We start from the raw sequence: 26,030 nt of genomic DNA on the forward strand, positions 1-26,030 counted from the left end.
GAGGTTATTATGGAAGATAAAATAAATAGTATTAAAGAAATAATCAATTCATGGGATCCAATTGAGTTATTTCCCATGGCACCAAGTGATGAATATGAATATGAAATATATGAAATATACAAGTATATACATACAAACAAGTGTATTCAGCGTAAAGAACTAGCAAAGTATATCTATGATCTTTTTATTAAATCGTTTGGAGATGATGTTTTTTTACTTAAACAGAGTGATTGTTTGATAATTGCAGATGAGATTCTTAATTTAAACGCATAATTTCTGTCAAGTAGTGCGGTAGTGCTTCCTTAATCAAGGATTGTGTTGTGCGTTCTAAGCGTGATTAAAAGTGAGTTAAAGTTGCATGAATTTGATGGCGCTGTATCTGAACAGTATGACTACCAGTACAACGAAATAGGAAGACTCACACGTTCCAGCCTTAACGGAGAGTTAAGGGGTTCTTATGTATATGATGCTTTGGCAACAGAACATCTCTCACAGATAATGACACTAGGACAAGCGTTTTATGTATTTCATAAAAAATATCAGTATTTTGCAGAATAGGATTGCCCAAACAGGCGATCCTATTCTTTATGCATTTCGTCGGATGATAGATAGATGAAATGCAAATTAGATTAAAATAATATAGGTTTTTTACCATAAAATTCGGATACCAGACAGGGAGACATGTATGCCACAGGATATAAATATGTGGCTACAGAAGGAAAAATGATCGTAGAAAAAGCATTTTCTCACATTTCATACACTTTAGATAATGACAAGTACTCTAAAGATAATAGTAATATTTCACAATTTGGTGAGCGGAGAAAAAATAGATATTGAGATACCAATTAACCTTTCAGCTAACGAGCTTATAAACGGTCTTAATAAGGGATTTAATCTTGGTATAGATATATCTTGTGCTATCATCTATGCATCAAAAGTAGTACATGAACATAGACCTTATGTGTTTGATTTTTAAGGAGCAAGTATATGAACAAAACATCAGTGATAAAGAAGATAATTGGGAATGCCATAAAAGAGTATGGATTTGAATATATTCGTTGCGATCAAAAGATCGTATGGATATTTGGCAGAATTATAAATGATGTTGAAGAGCATATAATAATTCAACAGCACAAAAGAGACGTTTTGGAATATAAGCTAATGTTTTCTACCACGGCAAAGGGAAATGGAAGGAAAGAAATAGGTAATATATTGCCGGAATATAAAGAAAACGAATATTGGAAAGCAGAGTCTGATAAAGAGTTTGAAGCTACAATGTGTTTCTTTGCAGAATTTATCAAGGATAAAGGAATTAGTATTCTGGATGATATGCTTGAAGAAAAACCGGATTCATTCGAAACGCCAGAGAGGAAGAGGTGGTTTAAGGAACACAGATCAGAACTGATTTCAAAATATGAAGAAAGATATCATATTCTTGCAGAAGGATCTAGTTTTGAACAAGTTTGTAAAATTGATGAGGTGTTGTATAAAAATAGATTTAGTGAAGAAGACGATAAATCCGTCGAGAAAGTTTATGAACTGATTCTTGGAATGGCAGCTATTTTAAGTGAGATAATGCTTCAAGAAGAAAATTCAACCATTACGTATGATACATATTTTGTAGAAGTACAAATCCCTTATGAAGATAGATTTTTATCTGCGCGGCCAATTCGCGATGTGGCTCAGGCTTGGATAAGATATCATACTGGAGAGGCATTAGAGAACATGTTTGTATGGTGTTCAAATAAAGGACATCTTACAGATAGTTCTGTCCGTATGAAAGAAGAGGAGTTTAAAGAATATGTGGAGAGAATAATTGCTAGAAGTGGAAAAACAATTGATGAATCTTGCAATGATAAGAGCGGAGCGGATTATATTATCAATGGAAACGATTTTAGGATATTAATAAAGCGTGTTTATACAGACACTATTGTAGATCTACAAAAAATAAAAAAGGAACTTAAAAGTATTACTCCAAATGATTACGATAAAACAATATTTGTTTTGAATCAGGATATTACTGATCAAGCAATAAGTTTTGCTGTAACTAGGCCACATCGAACAAAGGTTGTTACTTGTAGAAATACTTATTCGTTGAGTTCTATGATTAGTAATTGGTTAGTATAATGGTCTTGGCTTCAGAGTTGCATCAACAAGACCAGAAGAAAGAATAGAATACCTCTGCGATCTTTCAAGAGACTGCTTTAACCTTCTTGAGCGCACTGTAAACAGTGAGACAGAAAGCTTCATCTACGATAAGAACGTGATCTCCATGTCAAAAGCAGGAAACAGCTACTATTATCTCCAGGATGAACTTGGCTCATCAATGTACATGACAGGTACAGACGGAGAAGCGGTATCATCGTATGCATTTGATGACTTTGGACGAGGCATCGATCCATATCATTAGCAACAACAATTGCGACTAGTATTACAGCTGGAGCGTTAGGAGTTGCAACAACTGCAGCCGCACCGGTATTGGTAGGAGCTGCAGTTGGAGTGGCAACGGTATATTTGGCATCAAACGTAGTTGATGATGTTAAACTCCCTGATGGAAAAACTATTAGGCAAGAAGTTAAAGATTTATATTATGAAGGGGCAAAAAAATAGGAGGATGGCTTGATAAGACATTTGGATGGGCATGAAAATTCAATTTGATAGTAAGCTAAATAGTTTGTTTTATAAAGGCTCTTTTTTGTTTGCAATACTAATATGGTCGCTTAACTTACTTGAGTCATATTCTCAGAATTGTGATTTCAAATTAAGCCTGTTTATACATTTGTTTGGAGCATGTGTATTACTGTTTATGTGGATGATATCTAGAGTCTCCCCCAAAATAGAGGTAACATTGATTGTCTCAACGATAGTTATGATTGCTGAGTTTAATTGGGTTATTTTTAATCTTTCAAATGTATTTGATGTAAGAGTATTATGTATATTTGCAATTGTTATACAAATTATTGTTGGTATAATAGGTTTTTTTATGGGAAAAAGAGCGAAATCATTTGAGAAAGACGATCAAATTTCGAATGCGGCAATACCTATAGGCTCTTCAGCCTTTGCAGGCAGCGCTTATTTGTTGAGTAAGATTATTATGCCATACGATACAAAGAATATATTTATCATTATTAGTGTAATTATTATATCTTTGATATATGAATACATATTTATACGTACAATAGCTTTAAATGTCTAACGTGTGAGCAGTCCCATAAGTATGAATAGAGGCAATAGCAATTATTATCATCATGATGAACTTGGAAATATATTATATCTTACGGGGGCAGATGATCATATTGTTGATGTTTAAACATATGATTTCTTTGGAAGCAGAAAAGATCCATATACAGGTAAGCTAAGAATTGGATTGAATCTATTGTTTACCAGACCCAGAACTTCTTTAGACAGTACCAACGGCCCCGTAGGGTTCAAACCACTATCAGGGATGGTGGGACATGACTTTATGTAAGTGCCTGTTACCCTAAAAATCGAGACAGCTTCGATACAACCTATGAGTATAATGATCTTGGCGCAGTAACCAAGGTAGGATATGCAGATGGAAGAAGCATAGAGTTTTCATACAATGAACTAGGTAAGCTGCGTGAATTTAAAGACTGGCTTGGCATCACATCCATCGAAAGAGATGCTTTAGGTAGAGCATTGTCAGTAAACGATTACAATGACAAGACTGTTTCATATACTTATGGAAGAAATGGAGAGCGTACATCTATTACGTATCCTGACGGAAAGAAAGTAGATTACTTATACGATGATAATCTTCGATTAAGTAAACTCGTAAACGGAGAAGATGTTACAAGCTACTCTTATAATGAGTATGGTAGATTGATAGAAAAGCTTCTTCCTAATAATAACAGAGAAGTAATGGATTACCTTCCGGGCGGACATCTGAAGAGCCTTGAGATGTTTGATAATGCAGGCCTATTGGATAAATATATCTATAGTTACGATGGACAAGGGAACAGAACACAGATTGAAAGATCAAGAAGAGAATTAGATGACATATCAGGAATGTACTCATATGAATACGATCTTGTAAATAGGCTTACGCAGGTAAATCTTAATGGTAATCCATTAAGAAACTATAGCTATGATGCTTATGGAAACAGAAGGACACTTGTAGAAAACGGCGTTACGACTAAGTATAATTATGATGCTCTGGACAGACTTCTTGAATCAGTTAGCGATACAGAAAGGAAAGTCTATAATTACGATAATCGCGGTAACCAGACAAGTATTATTGAGAATGGCACAATAACAAAGACATTCACTTTTGATGCAGCTAATATGCTTGCAAAGGTAACAGACGAAGTTAAAGGAGAAGCAACATATAGCTACAACGGCTTTGGAAAGCGAGTAGCTGTAACCCGTCCTGAAGAAAAGATTGAATACCTTCTAGACCTCACCAAAGACTACCATAATATGCTTGAGCGTAGTGTAAATGGTGAGAGAGAAAGCTATGTATATGATAATAACGTTGTGTCAATGTCTAAAGCCAGTGATGACTATTTCTATATGCTGGACGAACTGGGTACAGGCATGTATCTGACAGGAACAGATGGAACAGTGTCGGACACATATGCTTACGATGAATTTGGAAGGAATCTGGATCCTTGCACAGGAAAAGAAAAACCTCAGTACCAAAAACAGGGAAATATCCTTCAGCCACTTGCATTCACCGGGTATCAGACCGACGAGATGACAGAAAGTTACTTTGCTCAGGCAAGATTCTATAATGCAGGAAATGGACGCTTTGTAAGTGAGGATAAGGTTAGAGGTCATAAGATTCGTCCAGACAGTATAAATCATTATTTATATTGTTATAATATGCCTATCAAACTTGTTGACTTAAATGGTAGAGAACCTATTGATGATGAGTTTGTTGATTATAAAGAACATGTCGAAGAAACGTCAAATGCCATAGAGACAGTAGATAATTCCATAGATAGTTTTATGGATAAACTAGATGAAAAAGATCATCCTATTATTATAATAGGCGGATCGGGATCCGCAGGATCAGGAGGAGTTGGTAGTTATGGTGCTCAGCTTGTGATAGATACTACTAAAATATTTACAGATCCGCTTTATTGCTTTGGTGTTCAATTAGCAGGTGGACTTGGCGTTCAAATGGGTTCGTCTGCAAAAGGGTCACTTTATGCTGGGATGATGTGGGCGGATGATATAACTTGTGCTCAGGGCTATGGAACAGAAGTAGGAGTTAGCGGAGGTGAAGTTATAGTATATGGTGCAGGTATGTGGGCCTCTGGTGATGCTGATCCAACGGGTGAAAAAAATAAATTTGGAGGATATTTGTCATTGGGGGTAGGAGTTGAAGGACAAGTTGCAGAGTTACACGTTACTGAAACATATGGATCGCCTTTGTTTTATCCATTTCAAGCATTATATGATGGTGCAAAATATGTGATTGAAAATTCATATAAAGAAGTAAACAATGAATTATCATTGCCTAAGGCAAAACTAAAAGGTCTTCAAAATGTTGCTGCTACTGTTTTGAAAGCAAAAGAAAAATCTAGGTTGATAACCAATAATATAAATGGAGAGTGCGAAGATTAACCTTTGAAGTACTAATATCTAATCCAGTGATTTATACTATGACATGTTGGAAAAGTCTTTACATATATTTTATATTTTTAAATCACCAGTTATTTAGGAGCATAAATGATTATATTTTATTTATTGATTATTATATTTATCATTAGACATATCGTTATTGAAATAAATAATCAAAAGCTTAGAAATCCCAAGAATGAGAATGAGGATATAAAAACGATTGATGGAATTACATATTTAATTAAGGATAATAGTTCCTATGTCATGTACAAACTAGATTCAGCTTTTACTAGTAAGTATTTAAAATCTTGGACTTTTACTAAAAAATCCAATACTGAAGGGGAATTAGTTTTTGGCGCTCTTAATATTGCTACTAATGGGAGTGGTAACAAAGATTATGGTCATACTTACAATGTTAAAATTGAATCATTTGGTGATAATACTCTTTTACATATGACATATATAGGAAAAACCGGAATAGGTACTATGGGGCCATCTAAACTACTTACTCAGGCATATCATTTTTTTATGTTAGAGCAATTTGATGTGCTTGAGATAAGAGAAAACAGCAACGAACATGATTAGAGTAATTGCAATTGGTATTTTTTGTGACTTAAGTAACCGATGCCCTTGGCCAGGAAGAGACATATGAATACGACCAGTATGGCCGCCTTATCACAAAGACAGACAGAGACAGCTTCGATACAACCTATGAGTATAATGATCTAGGCGCAGTAACCAAGGTTGGATATGCTGATGGCAGAAGTGTAGCATTTAGCTATGATGAACTGAACCACCTTAGCGAGATCAACGACTGGCTTGGAAAGACTACACTTGAAAACGATATCTTTGGACGTCTTTCAAAGGTAACAGACTATCAAAATAGAACAGTGGGCTATGAGTATAACTCCATAGGTGAAAAGACAAAGCTCACATACCCTGATGGCAGACAGGCTCTTTATAGCTACGATGATGAAGGAAAGCTCTCATCCATAACATCTAAGGGTATAGAAGAAAAATCCAATGAGCATACATCCTATTCCTACGACAATCTCGGAAGACTTATTGAAAAGCTCCTTCCAAACGGAGTAAGACAGGATTACTCATACCTTCCGGGTGGTAACATCGAGAGTATGACAAGCTTTGACAAAGAAGGTATACTTGATAAGTACTTCTACAGCTACGACAATTCAGGCCTCATCTCTGGAATTAACAGAGAAAGAAGAAATCTTGATGCAATATCAGGTCAGTATGATTACCAGTATGATGAGATAGGAAGACTCACAAGGTCCAGCCTGAATGGAAAGTTAAGAGCATCCTATGAGTACGATGCCTTTGGCAACAGAACCAGCCTTACTGAAAGAGATGCTCAAACAACATACAGATATGATGCTCTCGACAGGCTTATAGAAGCAAAAGAATTAAATAACACTCAGGCTATAGTAAGATCCTACGATTACGATAAGCGTGGCAATCAGACAAATGAGTATGTAGACGGCCTTCTAAACAAGACCTTTACTTTCGATGCCACAAACATGCTATCTAAAGTGGTTGATTCTGAAAAGGGAGAACTCGAGAATCAGTACAACGGTCTTGGCTTCAGAGTAGCATCCATACGCCCTGAAGAAAGAATAGAATACCTCTGTGACCTTTCAAGAGACTGCTATAACATGCTTGAAAGAACAGTCAACGGCGAGACAGAAAGCTTCATCTATGACAAGAACGTAATCTCTATGTCTAAAGCAGGCGATAACTACTATTATCTTCAGGATGAACTTGGCTCACCAATGTACATGACAGGTACAGACGGAGCAGCAGTATCATCATATGCATTTGATGACTTTGGACGTAGTATTAATCCATTCACAGGCAAGATCAAAGAGGCAGGCAATAAACAGCATACTAGGCACGCTTACACCACAGAGGGCAACATCATCCAGCCATTTGCATTCACAGGCTATCAGGAAGATGACATATCTGGACTTAAGTTTGCTCAGGCTAGATTTTATAATGCAAAATCAGGACGATTCCAGTCAGAGGATTTAGTAAAAGGATTTACAAATATTCCTTTTACATTAAATCAATACAACTATTGTTTTGGTTGTCCAATTGGTTTTGTTGACAGAAATGGACAATTTTTAGATTGGGTTGTTGATAAAGCAAAACAAGCGGTTGACTACGTAAAAGAAAATCCAAAACAAGTTGCAATAGGTGCTGCAGTTGCTGCTGTGGGTGTGGGAATTGCAGTTGCTGCTGCGCCACTCGAACTAAGTGTTGGCGCTGCGGCAGCTTTTGGAGCTGTATCTTCTGCGGCTATTGATGCAGGTTTTCAGGAGATGACTTCAGGTAAAATAGATGTTAGTGAGGTGGTTGTGTCAGGCGTATTTGGTGCTCTTACTGCAGGTACACTATCTGCAGGGGCTAAAAATATAACAGATAAAGCTACACAATGGGCTACTTCAAAGTTAGGTCAATCTGTTGCGAAATTGGGTATAGAAGGTGCTATAACTGGAATTTATGGATTTGCTCAATCTGTTACAAATGATGTCGTTAATTTATTAGATAATGATAAAGAAAATGACTACGATGCAGAAGAAATAATAGTTCGAGGAGGCGTAAATGGTTTGCTTGAAACGGGAGGTTCATTTTTAGAAGGTGCTTTTAAAGGAATAGCAAAAAAGATTGTCAATAGAAATACAACTAATGATGTGATCAAAAATAAAGGAGAATTATGGGAAACATGGGAAAAATGGGCTGAGAATGGAACAGCGAACCAAAAAAGACAGGGAACTAAGCAAATAACTAAATATACAAGACAAGCGTTGAAAGCAGCAGAAGAATATGTTGAAAATAGTTGGGTTGGAAAGACCATAACTGGTAGTACTATTTTAGGAACCAATGTTGCAGAACAGATATGTACGGAATAATAGATGAATAAGAAAGAGATAACGATAAAAAGAAAAAGAACAGGAATATTGTTTTTTATTTTTATATGGTCCTTGTTAGAAATAATGGTTGGAGCTTGCTTTGTGTATATGTTGATATATATGCCCAGTATATTTCTAATACTAACATTACTGTTCTTTTTATCTGGTCCCGCCATACTAATAATGATTTTTGTAGAAGAATTAAACAAAGAAGTGAAGATTTGTGATGGGAAAATATTCATAAAATATGATAGAAAAAAACATTCGATAGTATTAATATTTGTGAATATGAGAGTGGTCAACGAGTTGTTAGTAATATTAGAGGGGATGTTATTACTTTACGTTTTGATCAAAAGCATTTTATCAGAATAAATGATAAGGAATGGGATAATTATGAGGCATTGTTGATATTTATTATCAATAATGACATTAAAGTAAAAACAAATTATCCTAAAGAATTTGCAAAGGTCAAAAAGAGAATTCTTAACCAATACAAAAGTTCAATAAATTCGTATTCGCAACAACGACCTAGCGAAAAGGGAAAAAAGCAAAGTATTAGGGAAAGAATATTGATGATATTATTAGTTTGTTGTTATTTGATTTTTGGATTTTATATACAATATTTGGCAATAACGGAGAATGAAATAACATACAAAACTATCCTAACCTTTACAGTTGGTTTATTAATATCTCTTGTAGGGTTACTTTGTCCTATTGCTTTTCGCAAGAAACATTGAATTGCAGAACTGTCTGCTAAAAATAACTAGATCGCGCTTCTTCAAGAATAGCAATGAAAAGGAGGGCTGGTGATAGCTACTTTTTCGTTGCCTTCAAGCCGTATACTTTCAAAAAGCATATGTCAGAAATCAGTTTACAAGCCTCCAAACGCATGTATGATGTACGAAGCTTATGTCAAGATTCGCAAAAATATAATAATTGTGGATTCATATTACCAATGAAGAAGGAGAGGCAATGTATGCTAAAGCTATGGAGTTACGTCAAGATTATATTCAAAACGGCACACATTACAATGTATTTACAAACAATTGTAATCAAAACGTACAAATGATACTAGCAGCAGGAGGAAAACAATTTGCGACAGAAGAATTTGATTGGATTGATACAATGCCTAATTGGGTATACCTAAACATGAATGATAAAATTAGAAAAGGAGAGTATTCTGGATATCTTTATGGAAATTTATCTGATTTAGGTATTGCATATATGGAGTGTACGGAATGAAAAGAAAAATATCTATTTTTGTGTTGATTATTGCTTTAGGGCTTGTTAGTTGTGGAGGTAAAGCTGTGGATATTAAAATTACTTTCTATGACAGTAGTAAAGGAATTTGTTCATTCTATGATAATGCCGTTACAAGCTATAATATCCAGAATATAAACCCTGCATTCTACATTGATGATAATACATTGATTGGCTACAAAAGTGATGGTTCACAAAATAAAATAGTACGAATAACTATCTCTACTAATACCGTCGAGCCATTGGTGGATGTCAAAGAAATTCATTCAAGGATAATTTATAATCCTGGTCTCAATGCATTTTATTATGTCGATTATTCTAAACTATATAAGTATGATCTTGCCTCATCTAATGTGATAGAGCTTTCTGATTGCAACATCAAAGCTAATAGTTCTTTTGATTCATTCTATGTTTCTGAAGACGAGCAGCGGATAATTTATTTAAAGCAGGAAAAATCATCTTTCAATATAGTATTAAAAATTCTTTCAGATGGAACGGAAGAATTATTAGCAGATAATTCCTGCCAGTTTACTATGTCTGAAGACGGAATGCACTTGGTTTATCAGAAATCTGGTAGTGAGAATTTTACCATATATGTTCTTAATCTTAATAATAATACGGTCGAATCAAAGATAAAATGTAACACATCATCAAATGGCTTGGCAATTTCGGATAACGGAGACAAAATAGTTTATACTTCACATGAGAGTGGTTGGTTTTATGAGAACGGAAAAGATTTAATCCATGTATTTGATGCAAATAATAATGAAGATAATGTTGTTTATAAATCTGAATCTAGCGCTACTATAAAAATATTGCATTGTAAATAGCTACTACTATAACACAGGTATTATATCAGAAAAAAACAAAGAAATGACCTTGGCTTCAGAGTAGCAACTACACGTCATTAAGAAAAAGTAAATTTCATTAACGACAAAAATGTAATATCCATATCAAAAGCAGGAGATAACTACTATTATCTTCATGATGAACTTAGCTCACCTATGTACATTACAGGTACAGACGGAGCAGCAATATTTTTCCTGTCACTATTTGGATACGACGTTTTGAATAATGAGTGTGATACATCATTGTAGGAGATTAAAAACCATGAATAATAGTTTGAAAAGAGCATAAGAATGAATAACACGAGAAAAATCAAAGAAATTATTGGTGGAGTAATTAAAGAAAAAAATTTTGAATATATTCGCTGTGAAAAGAAGATAATATATGATTTCAAAAGGCAGGTTGATGATGTTGAGCAGCATGTATATGTTCAACAACATAATATCGTAGATCAAGAATATAAGATAATGCTTTATACTACGGCAAAAGGTCATGGAATGAAGGAAATAGGGACTATACTTCCTGAATATGAAGCCAAGGAATATTGGAGAGCGGATTCAGATGAAGATTTTGTATCAGTTATGGAATTTTTCGCCAAATTTCTTAAGGATTATGGTTTAGAAGAACTTGATAAAATGCTTGTAGAAAAGCCAGATTCTTTTGAAACACCCGAAAGAAAGGCATGGTTCAAAGAGCATAGAGAAGAATTATTTGAAAAGTATGAATCCAAATATCATGTAATGGATGAAGCCAAGACATATGATCGTCTTATGAAGATAGATGAGATCTTATATGAGAACCGAGAAGCTGACGAAGATGAAGAAAGCGAAAAGCAAGTTCAGGAAATTTGGCTTGGAATGGCCGCAATTTTAACTGAAATTGTTTTGCAGATACCAACGGCAACTATTCTATATGATACTTATCATATAGAAATTCATATCCCAGCCAAGTATAGAGACTGGATAATACGCCCTGTTGATATTGTTGTGCAGGGATGGCTTAGGTATCATTTTGATGAATTCCCATCAAAAAATTTTGTAAAAGTATCCGTTTTTCGATTTGTTACAGATTTCTTGAAAAATTAAATGTAAAGATATCAGAAAGTTTAATGAATAAAACAAGTAAAATTAAAGAAATAATAGGCAATGTTATAAAAGAAAAAGGGTTTGTATATAATTGCCGTGATAAAAAGATAATATATGATTTTAAAAGGCGGGTTGATGATGTAGAACAGCACGTATATGTTCAGCAGCACAATATAGTGGATCAGGAATATAAGATTATGCTCTACACATCAGCTAAAGGTCATGGTATGAAGGAAATAGGTACTATACTTCCTGAATATAAATCCAAGGAATACTGGAAGGCAGATTCAGATGAAGAGTTTATATCAGTTATGGAATTCTTCGCCCAGTTTCTTAAGGATTATGGGTTAGAGGAACTTGATAAAATGCTTGTAGAAAAGCCAGATTCTTTTGAAACACCCGAAAGAAAGGCATGGTTCAAAGAGCATAGAGAAGAATTATTTGAAAAGTATGAAGCAAAATATCATGTAATGGATGAACCCAGGACATATGATCGCCTTATGAAGATAGATAAGATCTTATATGAGAATAGAGAAGCTGACGAAGATGAAGAAAGCGAAAAGCAAGTTCAAGAACTCTGGCTAGGAATGGCAGCTATATTGACTGAAATTGTTATGCAGATACCAACGGCAAATATTTTATATGATACTTACCATATAGAAATCCATATCCCGGCAAAGTATAGAGATTGGATATTAAGACCAATTTATATAGTTTCTCAAGGTTGGCTTAGATATCATTTTAACATGAGGACATCTATTAATTTTGTGAATGCGCAAGTTTTTACGTTTATAAAAGACTTTATTAAATATTAATCTAAAATGAGTATTTGAAAGTGGATTAGTTTTTAAGAGAGCAAGTAGATGCTACTGAGCAGCATGTATAAGCAGAGCATTTGTGGAAGATAAAACAGGCATAACTGATTTTGATGCTTCATTAGTATCGAATTATGTATATGTAGAAGAATACGACATTTTCTTTTCACAAGTAAGTGATTGTTATATGAAAGATGTAAGGTGTGAGGCGGGAGTAAGAAATGGAGATGTGCTCCAGATCATTTTCCATGTTGGATTCCAGACCAATAACAGGCGTCTCACAATAGAGGCAACTGGAGATTCTGATAATCCATACAGATTTTTTTCCAATCGTGAATTGTGGGAAGAAAATGCTGTAAAGGTAATAGATGCTACGATATACCAGAATACTGGTACGATCACATGTGCAGTTGTAGATTCAGACGAGGGACCGGATATCGAGATCATTGTGGATAATGTTGTTGCCTGTGTTGCTCATCCACGATTTAAAGATTCTGAAGATATAAATATAGAGCAGTACAGCGATGTGGTAGAGGTTGAATTCTGGGATGTGGATGACGATGGAGTTGCAGATATGATCGTTATCTTGTCAGATGGAGATGATTCTGTTGCTGTATTGTGTAAGGGTTATGTAAATCAATGGAGTGAGGGCTATACCAAGCCTAAAGCGGAAGTGACTAAATGGCTAAGTGAAAATGTCAGTGATATGACGGCAGATAATGCTATAAGTTATATTCTGGATCATAAGGATGAGTTTAATGATATATAATACTTACATTTTTTAAGGCCTAATTGTAAACCTGTCATACATTTTTTAAGGCCAAATTGTAAACCTAACATACATTTTTTAAGACCAAAATCTATAAGGGAGTGATGCCACCACTCCCTTACTTATCCTTATAATGGGTTCTGCATTGGGCAATCTCTAGCCCAGCTTCAGATATCCTAAATACAAGTCTGTTTTTTTCATCTATATGAACGCTCCAGAATCCAGATAAATCACCTTTGAGAGGTTCAGGCTTTCCTTTGCACTTGTATCCGTTCCTGTTGATGTCCTTTAGAAGCTCGTTGATTTTCTTTAGTGTTTTTTTATCTTGTCCCTGCCAATAAATATAATCATCCCAGGCGCAGTCAGACCAAATCTTGTTCACTCATCCACCTCGATAAGATCATGCATTTTTCCTTTTCCGGAATCGAGCTGTTTGATTGATCTCTTAAGTGCAGCCATATTTTCTTCACTGTAAAAAGGGTCAGCTTTAACCTCAAAGGGGAGCTTTTGCTCACGGATAACGTTCTTTACAAACATATTAATCGCAACGGATATATTCATGCCAGTTTGTTCACAGAACTCTTCAAACTGTTTTTTATCTTCACTGTTTAATCTGACGCTGATAGTGGATTGGTTCATGTAGAATACCTCCTATTGACCTTTTCTTGAATACATTATATATCTGATGTAATACAAATGCAATACAAGGTAGGACGCACACTGGCCAAGTCCAATTATACTGAAACTGATTTGGCAAATTTTCGAAAAACCGCTAGCATGTATGGTGTTAATGTAATGACTTTTTCTGATAAACAAGATCTTGATTTTTCAAAATGGTATTCTGTGTGGGCTTCCTATTTAATGCTTACGGATGATTTTGAAAAAAGATAAAAATAATGCAAAGTTAACTTGACATAATATGCAAAGTAAACTATACTAAATTTGCAAAGCGAACTTAGCAAGAGTATGGAGGCTGTCATGAAAAACAAAATAAAGGAGTTAAGGAAAGTGAATAAACTTTCGCAATCAGAACTTGCTGATATTGTTGGAACTACGCGTCAGACAATTACCTCTATAGAGGTAGGAAAATACACAGCGTCTCTGATATTAGCGTATAAGATTGCACATCACTTCAATATGAACATTGAGGAAGTATTTGATTTTGAGAGCTTGGAGGAAGAAGACTAATGAATAACAAAAAAATGAATCAGATGAGAGAATCAATTAAAAAACAGAATTTTGCATATGTTGGAATTATACTATTTAGTGCAGCATTGTATTTTGTGTCACAAAGACCAACTATAACTGCAAGGTATGCAACATCTAATTATGCTGATTTCATGCAGGGATTTGTAATAGGAATGGTAATCGTATTAGACATCATAAGTATTTATCATCTTGTAAAGTATTCAAATGCTCTTAAGGATGATAAGAAACTTACACAAATCTATAACGAAATGCATGATGAGCGTATGTGTCATATCGAATCACTATCTGGGAAGTTTACAGTAAAGTTTACAGCTATTTTCCTATTATTATTTGCAATAGTAGTAAGCTTTTTCAGTTTTGAAGCAGCAATTGCTATTATGGCAACATTGTTTATACTGGGGATTACCAAGAAAGTAAGCATGGCACACTATACTAGAACATATACGGGCGAGGAATAAAAAGAAAAGGCTCAAGTTTCTACGAAGCTTGAGTCTTTTCTTTTTGTACTTTATTTGTAAGCAACCAACTAGAGGGCTTTATATTTACCGCTTACGTCTCACCTTCCAAGGCTCTCAAATATGCATTTCATCCCCAAAAATCGGCTATCTATCAAGATATTATTACTTTCTGCGCCAATCGATATATCATGATATCTAGTGTAGTGCACTAGCTGTGACTACACACTTCCTGATCCCGGAATCATTGATTCCGGGATACTCACCATAACAATGGATGTCAATATTACTTTATACCACGAAAGATGAGGCTTATCATGATTCTATCTTGTAAGAACTGCGGTGCCAGAATAGTTTATAATCCGGGAACAGGTCGCTTGCAGTGTGAATACTGCGACAGCTCTTTTGACATAAGTGAATACAATATTAAGGATGACTATAAGGAAGAGGCTCCCATACATGAAAGTAAGATCTACGGCGGAGATATCAATTCCGACAATATGGAATGCATGATATACAGATGCAGTGCCTGTGGTGCGGAGATTTCTGTTAACGGGGTAGAGGCGTCTACCTTCTGCGTATATTGCGGAAGCCCTAATGTCATATTCTCAAGAGTTGCAAGACTCAAAAAGCCGCAGAAGATCCTCCCATTTTATCTTACCAAGCAGCATGCAGAGCATCTTATCCGTAATAAGATAAATTCCGGATTTTTTATTCCTAATGAGATCAAGAATTTCCATACAGAGATGATCAGAGGTATATATATTCCTTACTATGTTACCAACGTAGCTTACAGAGACTCTGCTGTTGTAGAATCCGAAGTTGGATCCGGCAAAACCAGACATAAAACCTATTCTCTAAGAAGTGGTTACTGCATATTCGATCATATGACTACAGACGCTTCTACAAGACTAAGTGATAGTTTAAGTGTCAAGCTTGAACCCTACAACCTGACTGTTCTTAGAGATTTTAATATCAATTATCTTACTGGTTTTTATTCTGATATATCTGATGTTGCGCCCAAGGAAGCGTGCCGAACTGCTATTGACCGCTCAGAACATCTGTTTACTGATGCATTATTGGGATCCGTTAGAGGATCTGACAAGAAGATCATCAATCATAATCCTGAGTACCTTGTCAAGGATGAACCTATGAAGGTCATGCTTCCTGCCTGGTTTCTGACCTTTAGATACAATGACAAGCCCTATACAATACTTGTTAACGGCCAGACAGGCAAGGTTATCGGTGGTATTCCATGGGATCAAAAGCGCTTCTGGGTTGTTTTTGCAATACTGGCTGTGATCCTAAGCCTTATAACACTGCCTATAATAGGATCATTTCTGGATTATGAATCTGTGAGAAGATCAAGTAGTAGTATAGGTAAGATGATCATTTCAATGGTATTTACGATCATTGCAATATCAGTAACCGGAATTAAGAAGCTCAAAAAAGTGCTTAGTTCCATTAGACTTACGTCAGAAAAAAGTCTTACACGCTACGTTAGTAAAAGACAAAATGGAGGTTGAAATTCAAATGCTTATTATAAGTATCATACTCAGTATTGTTACGGGACTCTGCCTGTCAATATATATCACTTCTTATCTGCTGGACAGATCCAATAATCTGGGAGACTTTTCAGGTAATATCAATACTCTGTCTAATAGTGGTATCGTCTATACCAATCAGAAAAACCGTGTAAAGAAAAAAGCTCCTATTGATTATTATTATCCCGGTTGCCCCTTTAAGATAAACGGCAGATAGACATATTATCAAAATCCCCTGTAGCTTCTTTATATGCGCTACAGGGGATTTTCATCCATACTTGTCTATATCTAATAACCAAATACTAAAAAGGAGATTTCTATGGTTCTAAGAATCCATGACATGTTATAGTCATGCGACTCTTATGACCTCTTCATATCTTTACTTAGCAAGTCTTATTACATTCCAGCTTCTTGCAGGAAGGAGGCTTGTAAGAGCTCCGTTGTCGAACTTAGTACCGTTGTAATTAACAGGTGCTACGTTGTCAGGATTCTCTTCTGTATTAACTGCCTTAAGATCATCATGAGTGAGCATGATGTGCTCTACAACCTTATAATCAGCGAACTGACGCAGGTCCGCAGACAGCTCGAAGTCATTCTCAAGGTCTTTATTAACTGCGAATATAGTAACAGTCTCGTTCTCTTCATCCTTAACAACTACGCTGTCGATATATGGTGCATCGCCGTGCTTGGACTCATATGTAGGAGTCTTAACAACTGATGTAAGAACTGTACCTCTACCGAACTGGCTTGCATGCATATATGGATAGAAGATTGTCTGCTTCCAAGCGCCTGTGTCAGATGTCATGATAGGTGCGATAACATTAACCAGCTGAGCCAGACATGCGATCTTAACTCTGTCAGCGTGGCGCAGGAGAGTGATGAGCATGCTGCCTACAAGGAGAGCATCTTCGAAGTTGTAGATATCTTCAAGCTGATGAGGATGCTCGATCCACTTCTCAAGTTTCTTGTCCTGCTCGTTGGAGTGATACCATACATTCCATTCGTCAAAAGAGAGATTGATCTTCTTATTGGACTTCTTAACAGCCTTCACATAATCACATACAGATACAACAGCGCTGATGAACTTGTCCATATCAACTGATGATGCTAAAAAGTCAGGTGTGTTGTTCTCATGGTTGCCATAATATGTATGAAGTGAGAGATAGTCGATTGTATCATAGCTCTCTTCAAGAACTGTAGCTTCCCACTTACCAAATGTAGGCATGCCCATGTTAGAGCTTCCGCAAGCAACCAGTTCGATAGAAGGATCGATCCACTTCATGAGCTTACCTGCTTCATTAGCAATACGTCCATACTCATAAGCTGTCTTGTGACCCATCTGCCATGGACCATCCATCTCGTTACCAAGGCACCATAACTTGATGTTGAATGGATCCTTAGCACCATTTGCACGACGCATATCAGAATAGAGAGTATTCTTCTCGATATTGCAGTACTCGATTACGTTCTTGGCATCTTCGATTCCGCGTGTACCAAGGTTTATGGCATACATACACTCTGTCTGTGCCTTCTTGGTCCAGTCCATGAATTCGTGAAGGCCGAACTCGTTGGTCTCGATAACTCCCCATGCAGGCTCGATACGGTGAGGACGCTTATCTACAGGTCCTACGCTGTCTTCCCAGTGGAAATCTGATACGAAGTTACCGCCCGGATATCTTACGATCGGAACGCCGATCTCTTTGATAAGCTTTATAGTATCTTCGCGAAGTCCGTCCTTGTCTGCGAACTTGTTGCCCGGCTGATAGATTCCCTCATATACTGCACGTCCCAGGTGCTCGATAAAAGAACCATAGATTCTCTTGTCAACTTCGCCAACTTCTATGTTTCTATCCACATAGAGTATCGCCTTTTTAACTTCTTTGCTCATTTAAACCTCCCGTTTAATATTATTAAGTTCAATGTCATTTTGTTTGCTGGTATTACGTCTGCATACGTATTGTAAGTATCCCTTATTATGGGAAAACACAATATCAGTTTTTATCATACGCAGTTTTAACATGATCATTTCTGCATTATTGTGACGTTGAGATTATTCTAAAATACTTTAGCTTATAAATATAGTCATTTTTTGCCTTATTTATCTCAAAAATAATCATTTTTAAACCGTTTATGTTTGTGATAGTATATATTCATGGTTTTTAATTCATTTGGGTTTATTTTCATATTTATGCCCCTGCTACTTGCAGGATATAACCTGTTGCTGCATTTTGGCTACAGGCGACTTGCTATACTCTTTATTACCGCAATGAGCGCCGTTTTATACGGTATGTTCAACTACAAGTACCTCGTGATAATCGGTATCTCCATGGCAGTCACATACCTTTTTTCCTATATCATAGAAAAAAAAGTATCACCACTTATCCCTGCTGCCGCCGTTATGTTCCACGTGGCAGTCCTTGGATACTTCAAGTACACAGGCTTTTTGGTAGATAATATCAATTCGATATTCAAAACAGATTACACCTTTACGGCATTCCTTTTGCCTGTTGGTATAAGCTTCTATACCTTCTCCCAGATTGCTTTTGTTATAGACAGATACAGAGGCGAGATACCGCATTATGACTTTTTAAGCTATGCTTTCTATATCCTCTATTTTCCCAAGATCATGCAGGGTCCTATCGCATTCCCTAAAGAGATCATCGATCAGACAAGGGATATAGAATCTCTTCGCTTTGATGCTGACAGGTTCGGACGTGGCATCATCCTTTTTATCATAGGTCTTGCCAAGAAGGTGCTGCTGGCTGATACCATCGCTCTTATCGTAACTTATACTTATAGTCAGGCTTATTATCTTGATACTCTGTGCGTCATCGTGGCAGGCATTGCTACTGCGCTCAATATCTATTTCGACTTCTCGGGCTACTGCGACATGGCTGATGGTATATCTCAGATGCTAGGAATAACCCTTCCTCAGAACTTCAACTCACCGTTTAAGGCATCTACTGTTCAGGAGCTGTGGCAGCGCTGGCACATGACTCTCAGCAGATTCCTGACCAAATACATATACTTCCCTCTTGGTGGTAGCAGGAAGGGCGCGGCCCGTACTATTATCAATATCCTGATCATCTTCTTCATATCAGGATTATGGCACGGAGCAGGCTGGACCTACGTTGTATGGGGGCTTGTCAACGGCATCCTTGTAATATTCGACCACTTCCATAAACGTAAGCTGCTGCCGGTTAAGATAAGACAAGTGCTGACTTTCCTTTTCTTCTCATTCAGCGTTATCATCTTCCAGGCAAGTGACCTTACTACAGCTGGAGTTATGATAGGGAAGCTTTCATTTTTTACTTATCCGGGATTTTTGTACAGGACTGCTGCCAACTTGACTCTCTCTGAGACCTACGTGCTTGAAGAAGCTGTGCAGCTTTTTGCCCCGAATATGCTTAATATTTACTACTTCATACTGATGATGATAGTCATCGCATTTTCCCTATTTCTCATGACAAGGCCAAACGCCAGAGAGATAGCAGCAAAGACTACCTTTAAGACATGGCAGATAGTAGCGCTTTCGGTACTTGCCTGCCTGTCAATACTATCACTGTCCAACGTACAGACCTTTGTATACTTTACATTCTAACCTGTTACAGAATAAAGAATGAAATAAGAAAACCTTTTATGAATACACCTAAACAATTTATTATCAAAATACTCACAAGCATACTGGCGCTCCTTGTTATATGCGCCCTTGTCGTAGTCATATTCGACCCTTTCTATCACTACCACGGACCCTTGCCCGGCATGACTCCCGTTCTTACTGAGAAGGAGTACCAGTGCGTAGGAACTCTTAGAAACTTCGAATATCAGGGTCTTATAGTGGGTTCCTCTGTTGCTGAGAACAATAACAACAGCTGGTACGAACAGGATTTTGGCTGCGATACTGTACTTAAGGCTATAAGATCTTATGGCGCAACAGCAGATCTGTGCTATCTTCTGGACGTTGCCTTTGAAGAGCATAGTCCTGAGTATGTCTTTTATTCAATAGATACGACATCTCTCTCGGCATCCCCAGAGCCTACCTACGCAACTACAGGTTCGCCCCTATACCTTTATGACAAGAATCCATTCAATGACTATACATACCTTTGGAACAAGGATGTCCTTTTCAAAAAGGTTCCTTATATGATAGTTCAGTCCGTTTTTGCAGACTATGACGACAACCTCTCCTATAACTGGGAAGAGGGCAAGATCTTCTCAGAAGCTGCCATGCTAAGCCACTATGCAAGACCATCAACCATCACTCCTATGAAAAGAGAAGATGAGTACGCAGATAATCTTGCAGCCAATATAAAGCTTCTGACTGATCAGGTAGAAAACCACCCTGATACAAACTTTAAGTTCTTTTTCCCTGCATACTCTATGTTGTTTTGGGATAGCGCTTATAGAGGAGGCGACTCTGATGCATACCTCTATAATGAGAAAACTGCCATAGAAGCTCTCTTAGAATATGACAATGTCGAAGTTTATTACTTCAAGAACAATGAAGAGATAACTACCAATCTTGATAATTATATGGATACCCTCCACTTCACATCTGATATCAACCACTATATGGAGCAGCAGATGGCGGCAGGAGAGGACAGAGTTACTAAAGATAACGTGGATGAGATATTCAAGTCCATGCATGATTATGTTGATAAAATAGAAAATGAGTACGTCAAGTACTACGAAGACAACGATATGTTCGTATATGACGTAGCATTCTAAAGAAAAAGAGATTTTTAGATATATCAATCTAAACAAAGACCCAATAATAATAGCCATGATGAATCTGATCATCATGGCTATATTCATCTACAAATATATCATAAGGCAGGTATGCCTTACGTCATACTATATCTGTACGTCCTGTGCTATCACTTTATATTCAAAATGATTACAGTGTCTGTCCACAGTTCTGGCAGAACTTGTCGCCTTCGTTATAAGGTGTTCCGCACTGAGGGCACATGTGAACAGGTGCCTCTGCTGCTGGTGCTTCTGCTGCAGGTGCTGCAGGTGCTTCCTGATTAAGAGGTGTTCCGCAGAACTGGCAGAACTTATCTCCAGGTGTATTCTCCTTGCCACAGCTTGGGCATGGATTTACAGGCTTAACTTCAGGTACAGGCATTTTGTTGCCGCAGTGAGGGCAGAATGCTGTTCCCTTAGCTACTGCGTTGCCACAGTTAGGGCAGATCTGCTCGTTACGAAGATCCTGAAGCTGCTTCTTAAGAGAAGCAATCTTCTCATCGATGCTGTCCATATCAGCGATTACTGCATCATAATCAGGTTCTGCAGAGTCAGGGTTCTTCTTGAAGTTGTATAACAGCTGACCGAGCTTCACGATATCAGCGTCCTTCTGAGCCTGTGCAGCCTTGATATCCTGATTGAGTTTATTGGTCTCCATAAGGTCATTGGCCTTCTGGTTAACTGTTGCTGCTCCCTTAGAAATGCTGTCCCCAAGTTTTTCAAAGAAATTTGCCATTGTTGTTCTTCCTCCTGAAATAATACTTTCAATGTTTTTGTTAAAGCTTTACGACTTAGCTACAGAAATTATAGCATATAGAAAAAGTCAATGTATGGTTTTTTTGACGAATTAACATTTTTAATTCGTGAACGACATCGAATTATAAAAAAAGAATATTTTTCTTAAATTTGCTATCTGCCAGATTAAAAAATCAGTTTGCTTTCCTTACTCCGTCTTTAAGTTCTTTGACAAATTTGCTTACATAAGGTACGCAGTCCTTGCCGTACTGACCTACTATCTTGACGATAGCTGATCCTACTATAGCGCCGTCTGACTTTGCTGCCATCTCTCTGGCCTTCTCAGGATTGGATATTCCAAAGCCTACTGCTGCCGGGATATCAGATACTTCCCTTACAGCGCTTATCATATCTTCTATGTCGGATGAAAACTCTTCTCTGATACCTGTAACTCCCATAGATGATACTACATAGAGGAATCCCTTGGCGTCTTCTGCAATCATCTTGATGCGCTCTTTGGAAGTAGGTGCGATCATTGAGATCATAGATATTCCATACTCATCAGCGACATCTTCGAATTCTTCTTTTTCCTCATAAGGGATATCCGGTACGATCACGCCCAGCATTCCGCTTTCCTTACACCTTTTCATGAACTTCTCTTTACCATAGGCAAAAATAGCATTGGCGTATGTCAGGAATACCATAGGAACCTTAATCCCGCCTTCTTCATACAACTCTTTTAACATATCAAAAAGCTTGTCTGTTGTTACTCCTGCGCTAAGAGCCCTCTCGTCAGCTTCCTGAATCACAGGGCCTTCTGCTATGGGGTCTGAAAAAGGTATACCTATCTCGATGAGGTCACTGCCTGCTTCCTGCATAGCTATTATGAGTTTTTTGGTAGTATCAAGGTCGGGATCACCGCCTGTTATAAATGGTATAAATGCCTTGCCGTTTTTGAAGGCATCTGCAATCTTAATATCTGACATATCTATTAAATCCTCCCTTAATCCTGAAGATTCTCGCCGCGGTAGCGGGCTATTGCTGCAACGTCTTTGTCTCCGCGCCCTGATAAGTTAATGACCATGATCTGATCCTTGCGCATCTTGGGAGCCAGCTTCATCGCATATGCAACTGCGTGTGAACTCTCTATTGCAGGAATTATACCCTCTGTCTTTGAGAGATATTCGAAGGCATTAACAGCCTCCTCATCTGTTACAGGTACGTACTTAGCTCTTCCAATATCTGCAAGATATGCATGCTCAGGTCCTACGCCAGGATAGTCGAGACCCGCTGATATAGAATATACCGGTGCGATCTGTCCATCCTCATTCTGGCAAAAGAGTGACTTCATACCATGGAAGATTCCAAGCTTGCCGGTAGCCATTGTCGCAGCAGTCCTTGGCGTATCAGCTCCCTCACCTGCTGCCTCGCATCCTATAAGCTCAACTTCTGTATCATCTATAAAGTCATAGAATGCTCCTATAGCATTGGATCCTCCTCCTACGCAGGCAAGAACTGCATCGGGGAGTCTTCCCTCTTTTTCCAGCATCTGAGCTTTGATCTCTTTGGAGATAACTGCCTGAAAATCACGAACGATGGTAGGGAACGGATACGGTCCCATTACTGATCCAAGTACGTAGTGAGTATCTGATACTCTGGTACTCCATTCTTTCATGGCTGCATTGACAGCGTCCTTGAGTGTGCCTGTTCCTGACTCTACAGCATTGACCTTAGCTCCAAGTAGCTTCATCCTGTATACGTTAAGGGCCTGCCTCTCTGTATCCAGCTTGCCCATGAAGATCTCACATTCAAGACCCATGAGAGCAGCAACAGTGGCGGTTGCTACGCCGTGCTGACCTGCGCCTGTCTCTGCTATGACTCTGGTCTTGCCCATGCGCTTTGCAAGAAGGCACTGTCCCAGTACGTTATTGATCTTGTGGGCGCCTGTGTGGTTTAGGTCTTCTCGCTTAAGGTATATCTTGGCTCCTCCAAGGTCCTGTGTCATCTTCTTGGCTTCATACAGTAGTGATGGACGACCTGCGTAGTTATTAAGAAGATCATTCAGCTCCTTGTTAAAATCCGGGTCGTCTTTATATTTGTTATAGGCATCTTCCAGTTCCTTGACTGCATTCATGAGAGTCTCCGGAATGTACTGGCCGCCAAATTGTCCGAACCTGCCTTTAGTTTCCATGTATGTTTGTTCCTTTCATCATTTTAATTGGTGATTCAAACTTCCCACTCGGACGATGCAGTATCTACAAGTGGAAAGTTTGAATTAGTATTAATATTCTTATTATCTTTTCTTATCCTTTTACTCACACGAGTTGTGATTGTGGCCTGTAAGGCTCTATAACTCTCATGAGTTTCTCAACCTTTTTCCAGTCTTTATGGCCGTCTGTTTCGATGGAAGAGGAGACATCAACGGCATATGGCCTTGACTGTGCAAGAGCTGATGTTATGTTATCAGCTGATAGTCCACCTGCAAGGAAGTAAGGCTTATTAAGTTTGGGGATCATGGAGAGTTCGAAGCTCTTACCTGTTCCTCCCGGGAGGTTCTCCTGAAAATTATCAAGTAGCAGCATATCTACAGGAAGACTGTCAGCATCCTTGAATTCAGATCCGTCCTTAACTCTTATCGCTTTCATGATAGGAGCTCCAGGTCCAAACTCATCATAATGCCTTTTCTTATCAGGCTTGGACTTGTCAATCCTGTCTCTTAGTTCTTGGATATATGCAGCATCTTCATGCCCGTGGAGCTGGATTATCTGGATTATGGCGCTGTTATAAAGTTCTACGATATGATCTATATCATCATCTACAAATACTCCAACTGTTGGAATTGAGATATCAAGAGTATTCCTTATATCCCCTGCCATCTGATCCGTAAGATGATGCCTTGTGTTTGCAAAAACAAGTCCGCAGTAATCCGGTTTGAATCCGTTCATTATTACGCAGTCTTCCTTAGTCATAAGACCGCAGATCTTTAACTTTACCATTTCCATTTCCTCTTTATAATTATTTGCTGTTCTTATCCAATAAAACCATTTTATTTGTATCAAAAATATGATGTAGGTATTATTGGTTCTACAATCTTTGTTGTTTAAGTAATTTCTTATCTGGATATTAGATACCCTTAAGCCTTTTTATCATGCCTCTTTTATCATCAGCTCTCATCATAGTCTCGCCTATAAGTACAGCATTTACTTCTGCATCTCTTAGCTTGATCATATCAGCCTCTGTCTTGATGCCGCTTTCTGCTACGAATATCTTGTCAGCAGGGACCAGCTCTCTAAGCCTTATGCTGTTACCAAGATCTACTGTGAAGTCTTTCAGGTTCCTGTTATTGACACCGATGATCCTTGCATCTATGTTAAGAGCCCTTCTAACTTCCTCTTTGTCGTGCGCTTCAACTAGTACTGACAGTCCAAGTGATGTTGCAAGCTCGTGATACTCCTTTAGCTTCTTATCATCAAGGATTGCGCATATAAGGAGTATCGCTGATGCCCCGTATACCTTGGCCTGATATATCATGTACTCATCTATGGTGAAGTCTTTTCTAAGTAGGGGAGTAGTAACCCCTGCATTCTGTATATCTTTTAGATAATTTATATTACCTTTGAAATAGTCAGGTTCTGTTAGTACTGAGATGCAGTCTGCACCTATATTCTCATACTCCCTTGCAATATCTATATAAGGGAAGTTGTCTGCGATTATCCCTTTTGAAGGAGATGCTTTCTTAACTTCGCAGATAAAGTGGATTCCAGGACCTTCAAGAGCTTTAGTGAATCTATAATCTGATGCTACAGATTTTGATGCTTTTACTTCTGGTGCTTCTGATTCTTTTAATTCCGTTTCGTTTGTTTTATCAGCTCTTGTTTTATCCGCTCTTGTTTTATCAGCTCTTGATTCATTTAGTTCCATGCTCCTTATATTAAGAGCCATCTCTTTCATCTTATCGAAAGGTATATCGTTTTTTTCTGTAATTAGGCGCTTTTTAGTAGCTGCCACGAGATCATCAAGTATCATATATATCTCTTTTCCCTGATTTAT

29 protein-coding genes are annotated in these 26,030 nt (G+C 37.6%); 21 read left to right on the forward strand and 8 right to left on the reverse strand.

What is annotated here, in order from left to right:
- The first annotated feature begins 9 nt into the window (after window positions 1-9).
- The 15 genes from I7804_RS03030 to I7804_RS03095 all read left to right on the forward strand — a co-directional run bounded on the left by I7804_RS03030 (window position 10) and on the right by I7804_RS03095 (window position 13,291).
- Window positions 10-273: a DUF1871 family protein gene (locus I7804_RS03030; RefSeq protein WP_248404869.1), complete on the forward strand. Its 264-nt coding sequence runs from the start codon at window positions 10-12 to the stop codon at window positions 271-273.
- 81 nt (window positions 274-354) lie between these two features.
- Complete coding sequence (locus I7804_RS03035) at window positions 355-558, forward strand: hypothetical protein (protein WP_248404871.1); 204 nt, start codon at window positions 355-357, stop codon at window positions 556-558.
- 253 nt (window positions 559-811) lie between these two features.
- Window positions 812-976 carry a hypothetical protein gene (locus tag I7804_RS03040; protein WP_248404873.1) on the forward strand — a complete coding sequence of 55 codons (165 nt, stop codon included), beginning with the start codon at window positions 812-814 and terminating at the stop codon, window positions 974-976.
- 11 nt (window positions 977-987) lie between these two features.
- Window positions 988-2,127 carry a restriction endonuclease gene (locus I7804_RS03045; protein ID WP_248404874.1) on the forward strand — a complete coding sequence of 380 codons (1,140 nt, stop codon included), beginning with the start codon at window positions 988-990 and terminating at the stop codon, window positions 2,125-2,127.
- 145 nt (window positions 2,128-2,272) lie between these two features.
- Complete coding sequence (locus tag I7804_RS03050; protein ID WP_248404876.1) at window positions 2,273-2,410, forward strand: hypothetical protein; 138 nt, start codon at window positions 2,273-2,275, stop codon at window positions 2,408-2,410.
- 68 nt (window positions 2,411-2,478) lie between these two features.
- A complete protein-coding gene (locus I7804_RS18915; RefSeq protein WP_282570469.1) occupies window positions 2,479-2,610 on the forward strand; it encodes a hypothetical protein in 132 nt (43 codons plus the stop codon).
- Window positions 2,611-2,641: 31 nt separating this feature from the next.
- Window positions 2,642-3,196: a hypothetical protein gene (locus I7804_RS03055; RefSeq protein WP_248404878.1), complete on the forward strand. Its 555-nt coding sequence runs from the start codon at window positions 2,642-2,644 to the stop codon at window positions 3,194-3,196.
- 464 nt (window positions 3,197-3,660) lie between these two features.
- Complete coding sequence (locus tag I7804_RS03060) at window positions 3,661-5,592, forward strand: RHS repeat-associated core domain-containing protein (RefSeq protein WP_248404880.1); 1,932 nt, start codon at window positions 3,661-3,663, stop codon at window positions 5,590-5,592.
- Between the two features lie 105 nt (window positions 5,593-5,697).
- The gene (locus I7804_RS03065; protein WP_248404882.1) at window positions 5,698-6,174 is read left to right on the forward strand and encodes a hypothetical protein; all 477 of its coding nucleotides are present in this window, start codon (window positions 5,698-5,700) and stop codon (window positions 6,172-6,174) included.
- 305 nt (window positions 6,175-6,479) lie between these two features.
- Window positions 6,480-8,516 carry an RHS repeat-associated core domain-containing protein gene (locus I7804_RS03070; protein ID WP_248404884.1) on the forward strand — a complete coding sequence of 679 codons (2,037 nt, stop codon included), beginning with the start codon at window positions 6,480-6,482 and terminating at the stop codon, window positions 8,514-8,516.
- Between the two features lie 972 nt (window positions 8,517-9,488).
- Entirely contained in the window at window positions 9,489-9,758 is a 270-nt protein-coding gene (locus tag I7804_RS03075; RefSeq protein WP_248404886.1) for a hypothetical protein, read from the forward strand.
- Window positions 9,755-10,606, forward strand: a complete 852-nt coding sequence (locus I7804_RS03080) for a TolB family protein (RefSeq protein WP_248404887.1) — start codon at window positions 9,755-9,757, stop codon at window positions 10,604-10,606. The genes I7804_RS03075 and I7804_RS03080 overlap by 4 nt, the downstream gene beginning before the upstream one ends.
- 309 nt (window positions 10,607-10,915) lie before the next feature.
- Window positions 10,916-11,707, forward strand: a complete 792-nt coding sequence (locus tag I7804_RS03085; RefSeq protein WP_248404889.1) for a hypothetical protein — start codon at window positions 10,916-10,918, stop codon at window positions 11,705-11,707.
- Between the two features lie 23 nt (window positions 11,708-11,730).
- Window positions 11,731-12,522 (forward strand): hypothetical protein, encoded by a 792-nt coding sequence (locus I7804_RS03090; RefSeq protein ID WP_248404891.1) that lies wholly within the window; start codon window positions 11,731-11,733, stop codon window positions 12,520-12,522.
- Window positions 12,523-12,604: 82 nt separating this feature from the next.
- Window positions 12,605-13,291: a hypothetical protein gene (locus I7804_RS03095; protein ID WP_248404893.1), complete on the forward strand. Its 687-nt coding sequence runs from the start codon at window positions 12,605-12,607 to the stop codon at window positions 13,289-13,291.
- 118 nt (window positions 13,292-13,409) lie between these two features.
- On the opposite strand, the gene I7804_RS03100 is transcribed toward I7804_RS03095, so the two are convergent.
- Window positions 13,410-13,673, reverse strand: coding sequence for a Txe/YoeB family addiction module toxin (locus I7804_RS03100; protein WP_248404895.1), 264 nt, complete (start codon window positions 13,671-13,673; stop codon window positions 13,410-13,412).
- Entirely contained in the window at window positions 13,670-13,930 is a 261-nt protein-coding gene (locus I7804_RS03105; RefSeq protein WP_248404897.1) for a type II toxin-antitoxin system RelB/DinJ family antitoxin, read from the reverse strand. Before I7804_RS03105 ends, I7804_RS03100 begins: the two co-directional genes overlap by 4 nt.
- A 339-nt stretch (window positions 13,931-14,269) precedes the next feature.
- On the opposite strand from I7804_RS03105, the gene I7804_RS03110 reads away from it, so the two are divergent.
- The 4 genes from I7804_RS03110 to I7804_RS03125 all read left to right on the forward strand — a co-directional run bounded on the left by I7804_RS03110 (window position 14,270) and on the right by I7804_RS03125 (window position 16,716).
- A complete protein-coding gene (locus I7804_RS03110) occupies window positions 14,270-14,479 on the forward strand; it encodes a helix-turn-helix transcriptional regulator (protein ID WP_026490098.1) in 210 nt (69 codons plus the stop codon).
- The gene (locus I7804_RS03115; protein ID WP_248404899.1) at window positions 14,479-14,958 is read left to right on the forward strand and encodes a hypothetical protein; all 480 of its coding nucleotides are present in this window, start codon (window positions 14,479-14,481) and stop codon (window positions 14,956-14,958) included. Before I7804_RS03110 ends, I7804_RS03115 begins: the two co-directional genes overlap by 1 nt.
- Before the next feature lie 314 nt (window positions 14,959-15,272).
- On the forward strand, window positions 15,273-16,481 hold the full coding sequence (locus tag I7804_RS03120) for a zinc ribbon domain-containing protein (protein WP_248404901.1): 1,209 nt from the start codon (window positions 15,273-15,275) through the stop codon (window positions 16,479-16,481).
- Between the two features lie 7 nt (window positions 16,482-16,488).
- Window positions 16,489-16,716 (forward strand): hypothetical protein, encoded by a 228-nt coding sequence (locus I7804_RS03125; protein WP_022753281.1) that lies wholly within the window; start codon window positions 16,489-16,491, stop codon window positions 16,714-16,716.
- A gap of 162 nt (window positions 16,717-16,878) precedes the next feature.
- Here I7804_RS03125 and I7804_RS03130 read toward each other — a convergent pair whose 3' ends face one another.
- Window positions 16,879-18,387: an alpha-N-arabinofuranosidase gene (locus I7804_RS03130; RefSeq protein ID WP_248404903.1), complete on the reverse strand. Its 1,509-nt coding sequence runs from the start codon at window positions 18,385-18,387 to the stop codon at window positions 16,879-16,881.
- A gap of 378 nt (window positions 18,388-18,765) precedes the next feature.
- Between I7804_RS03130 and I7804_RS03135 the strand changes: the two genes are divergently transcribed.
- Together I7804_RS03135 and I7804_RS03140 are read left to right on the forward strand one after the other, a co-directional pair.
- Window positions 18,766-20,100 (forward strand): MBOAT family O-acyltransferase, encoded by a 1,335-nt coding sequence (locus I7804_RS03135; RefSeq protein ID WP_248404904.1) that lies wholly within the window; start codon window positions 18,766-18,768, stop codon window positions 20,098-20,100.
- A 38-nt stretch (window positions 20,101-20,138) separates the two neighbouring features.
- Window positions 20,139-21,227: an SGNH/GDSL hydrolase family protein gene (locus I7804_RS03140; protein WP_248404906.1), complete on the forward strand. Its 1,089-nt coding sequence runs from the start codon at window positions 20,139-20,141 to the stop codon at window positions 21,225-21,227.
- Window positions 21,228-21,396: 169 nt separating this feature from the next.
- Here I7804_RS03140 and I7804_RS03145 read toward each other — a convergent pair whose 3' ends face one another.
- The 5 genes from I7804_RS03145 to trpC all read right to left on the reverse strand — a co-directional run bounded on the left by I7804_RS03145 (window position 21,397) and on the right by trpC (window position 26,006).
- Complete coding sequence (locus tag I7804_RS03145) at window positions 21,397-21,981, reverse strand: zinc ribbon domain-containing protein (RefSeq protein ID WP_248404908.1); 585 nt, start codon at window positions 21,979-21,981, stop codon at window positions 21,397-21,399.
- 193 nt (window positions 21,982-22,174) lie between these two features.
- Window positions 22,175-22,966 (reverse strand): tryptophan synthase subunit alpha, encoded by a 792-nt coding sequence (gene trpA, locus I7804_RS03150; RefSeq protein ID WP_248404910.1) that lies wholly within the window; start codon window positions 22,964-22,966, stop codon window positions 22,175-22,177.
- A 17-nt stretch (window positions 22,967-22,983) separates the two neighbouring features.
- Window positions 22,984-24,171 (reverse strand): tryptophan synthase subunit beta, encoded by a 1,188-nt coding sequence (trpB, locus tag I7804_RS03155; protein WP_248404912.1) that lies wholly within the window; start codon window positions 24,169-24,171, stop codon window positions 22,984-22,986.
- Window positions 24,172-24,295: 124 nt separating this feature from the next.
- Entirely contained in the window at window positions 24,296-24,976 is a 681-nt protein-coding gene (locus I7804_RS03160; protein WP_248404913.1) for a phosphoribosylanthranilate isomerase, read from the reverse strand.
- Between the two features lie 127 nt (window positions 24,977-25,103).
- Entirely contained in the window at window positions 25,104-26,006 is a 903-nt protein-coding gene (gene trpC / locus I7804_RS03165) for an indole-3-glycerol phosphate synthase TrpC (protein ID WP_248404914.1), read from the reverse strand.
- Window positions 26,007-26,030: the final 24 nt, after the last annotated feature.

Source organism: Butyrivibrio fibrisolvens (genome assembly GCF_023206215.1).
GTDB classification, from domain to species: Bacteria; Bacillota; Clostridia; order Lachnospirales; family Lachnospiraceae; genus Butyrivibrio; species Butyrivibrio fibrisolvens_C.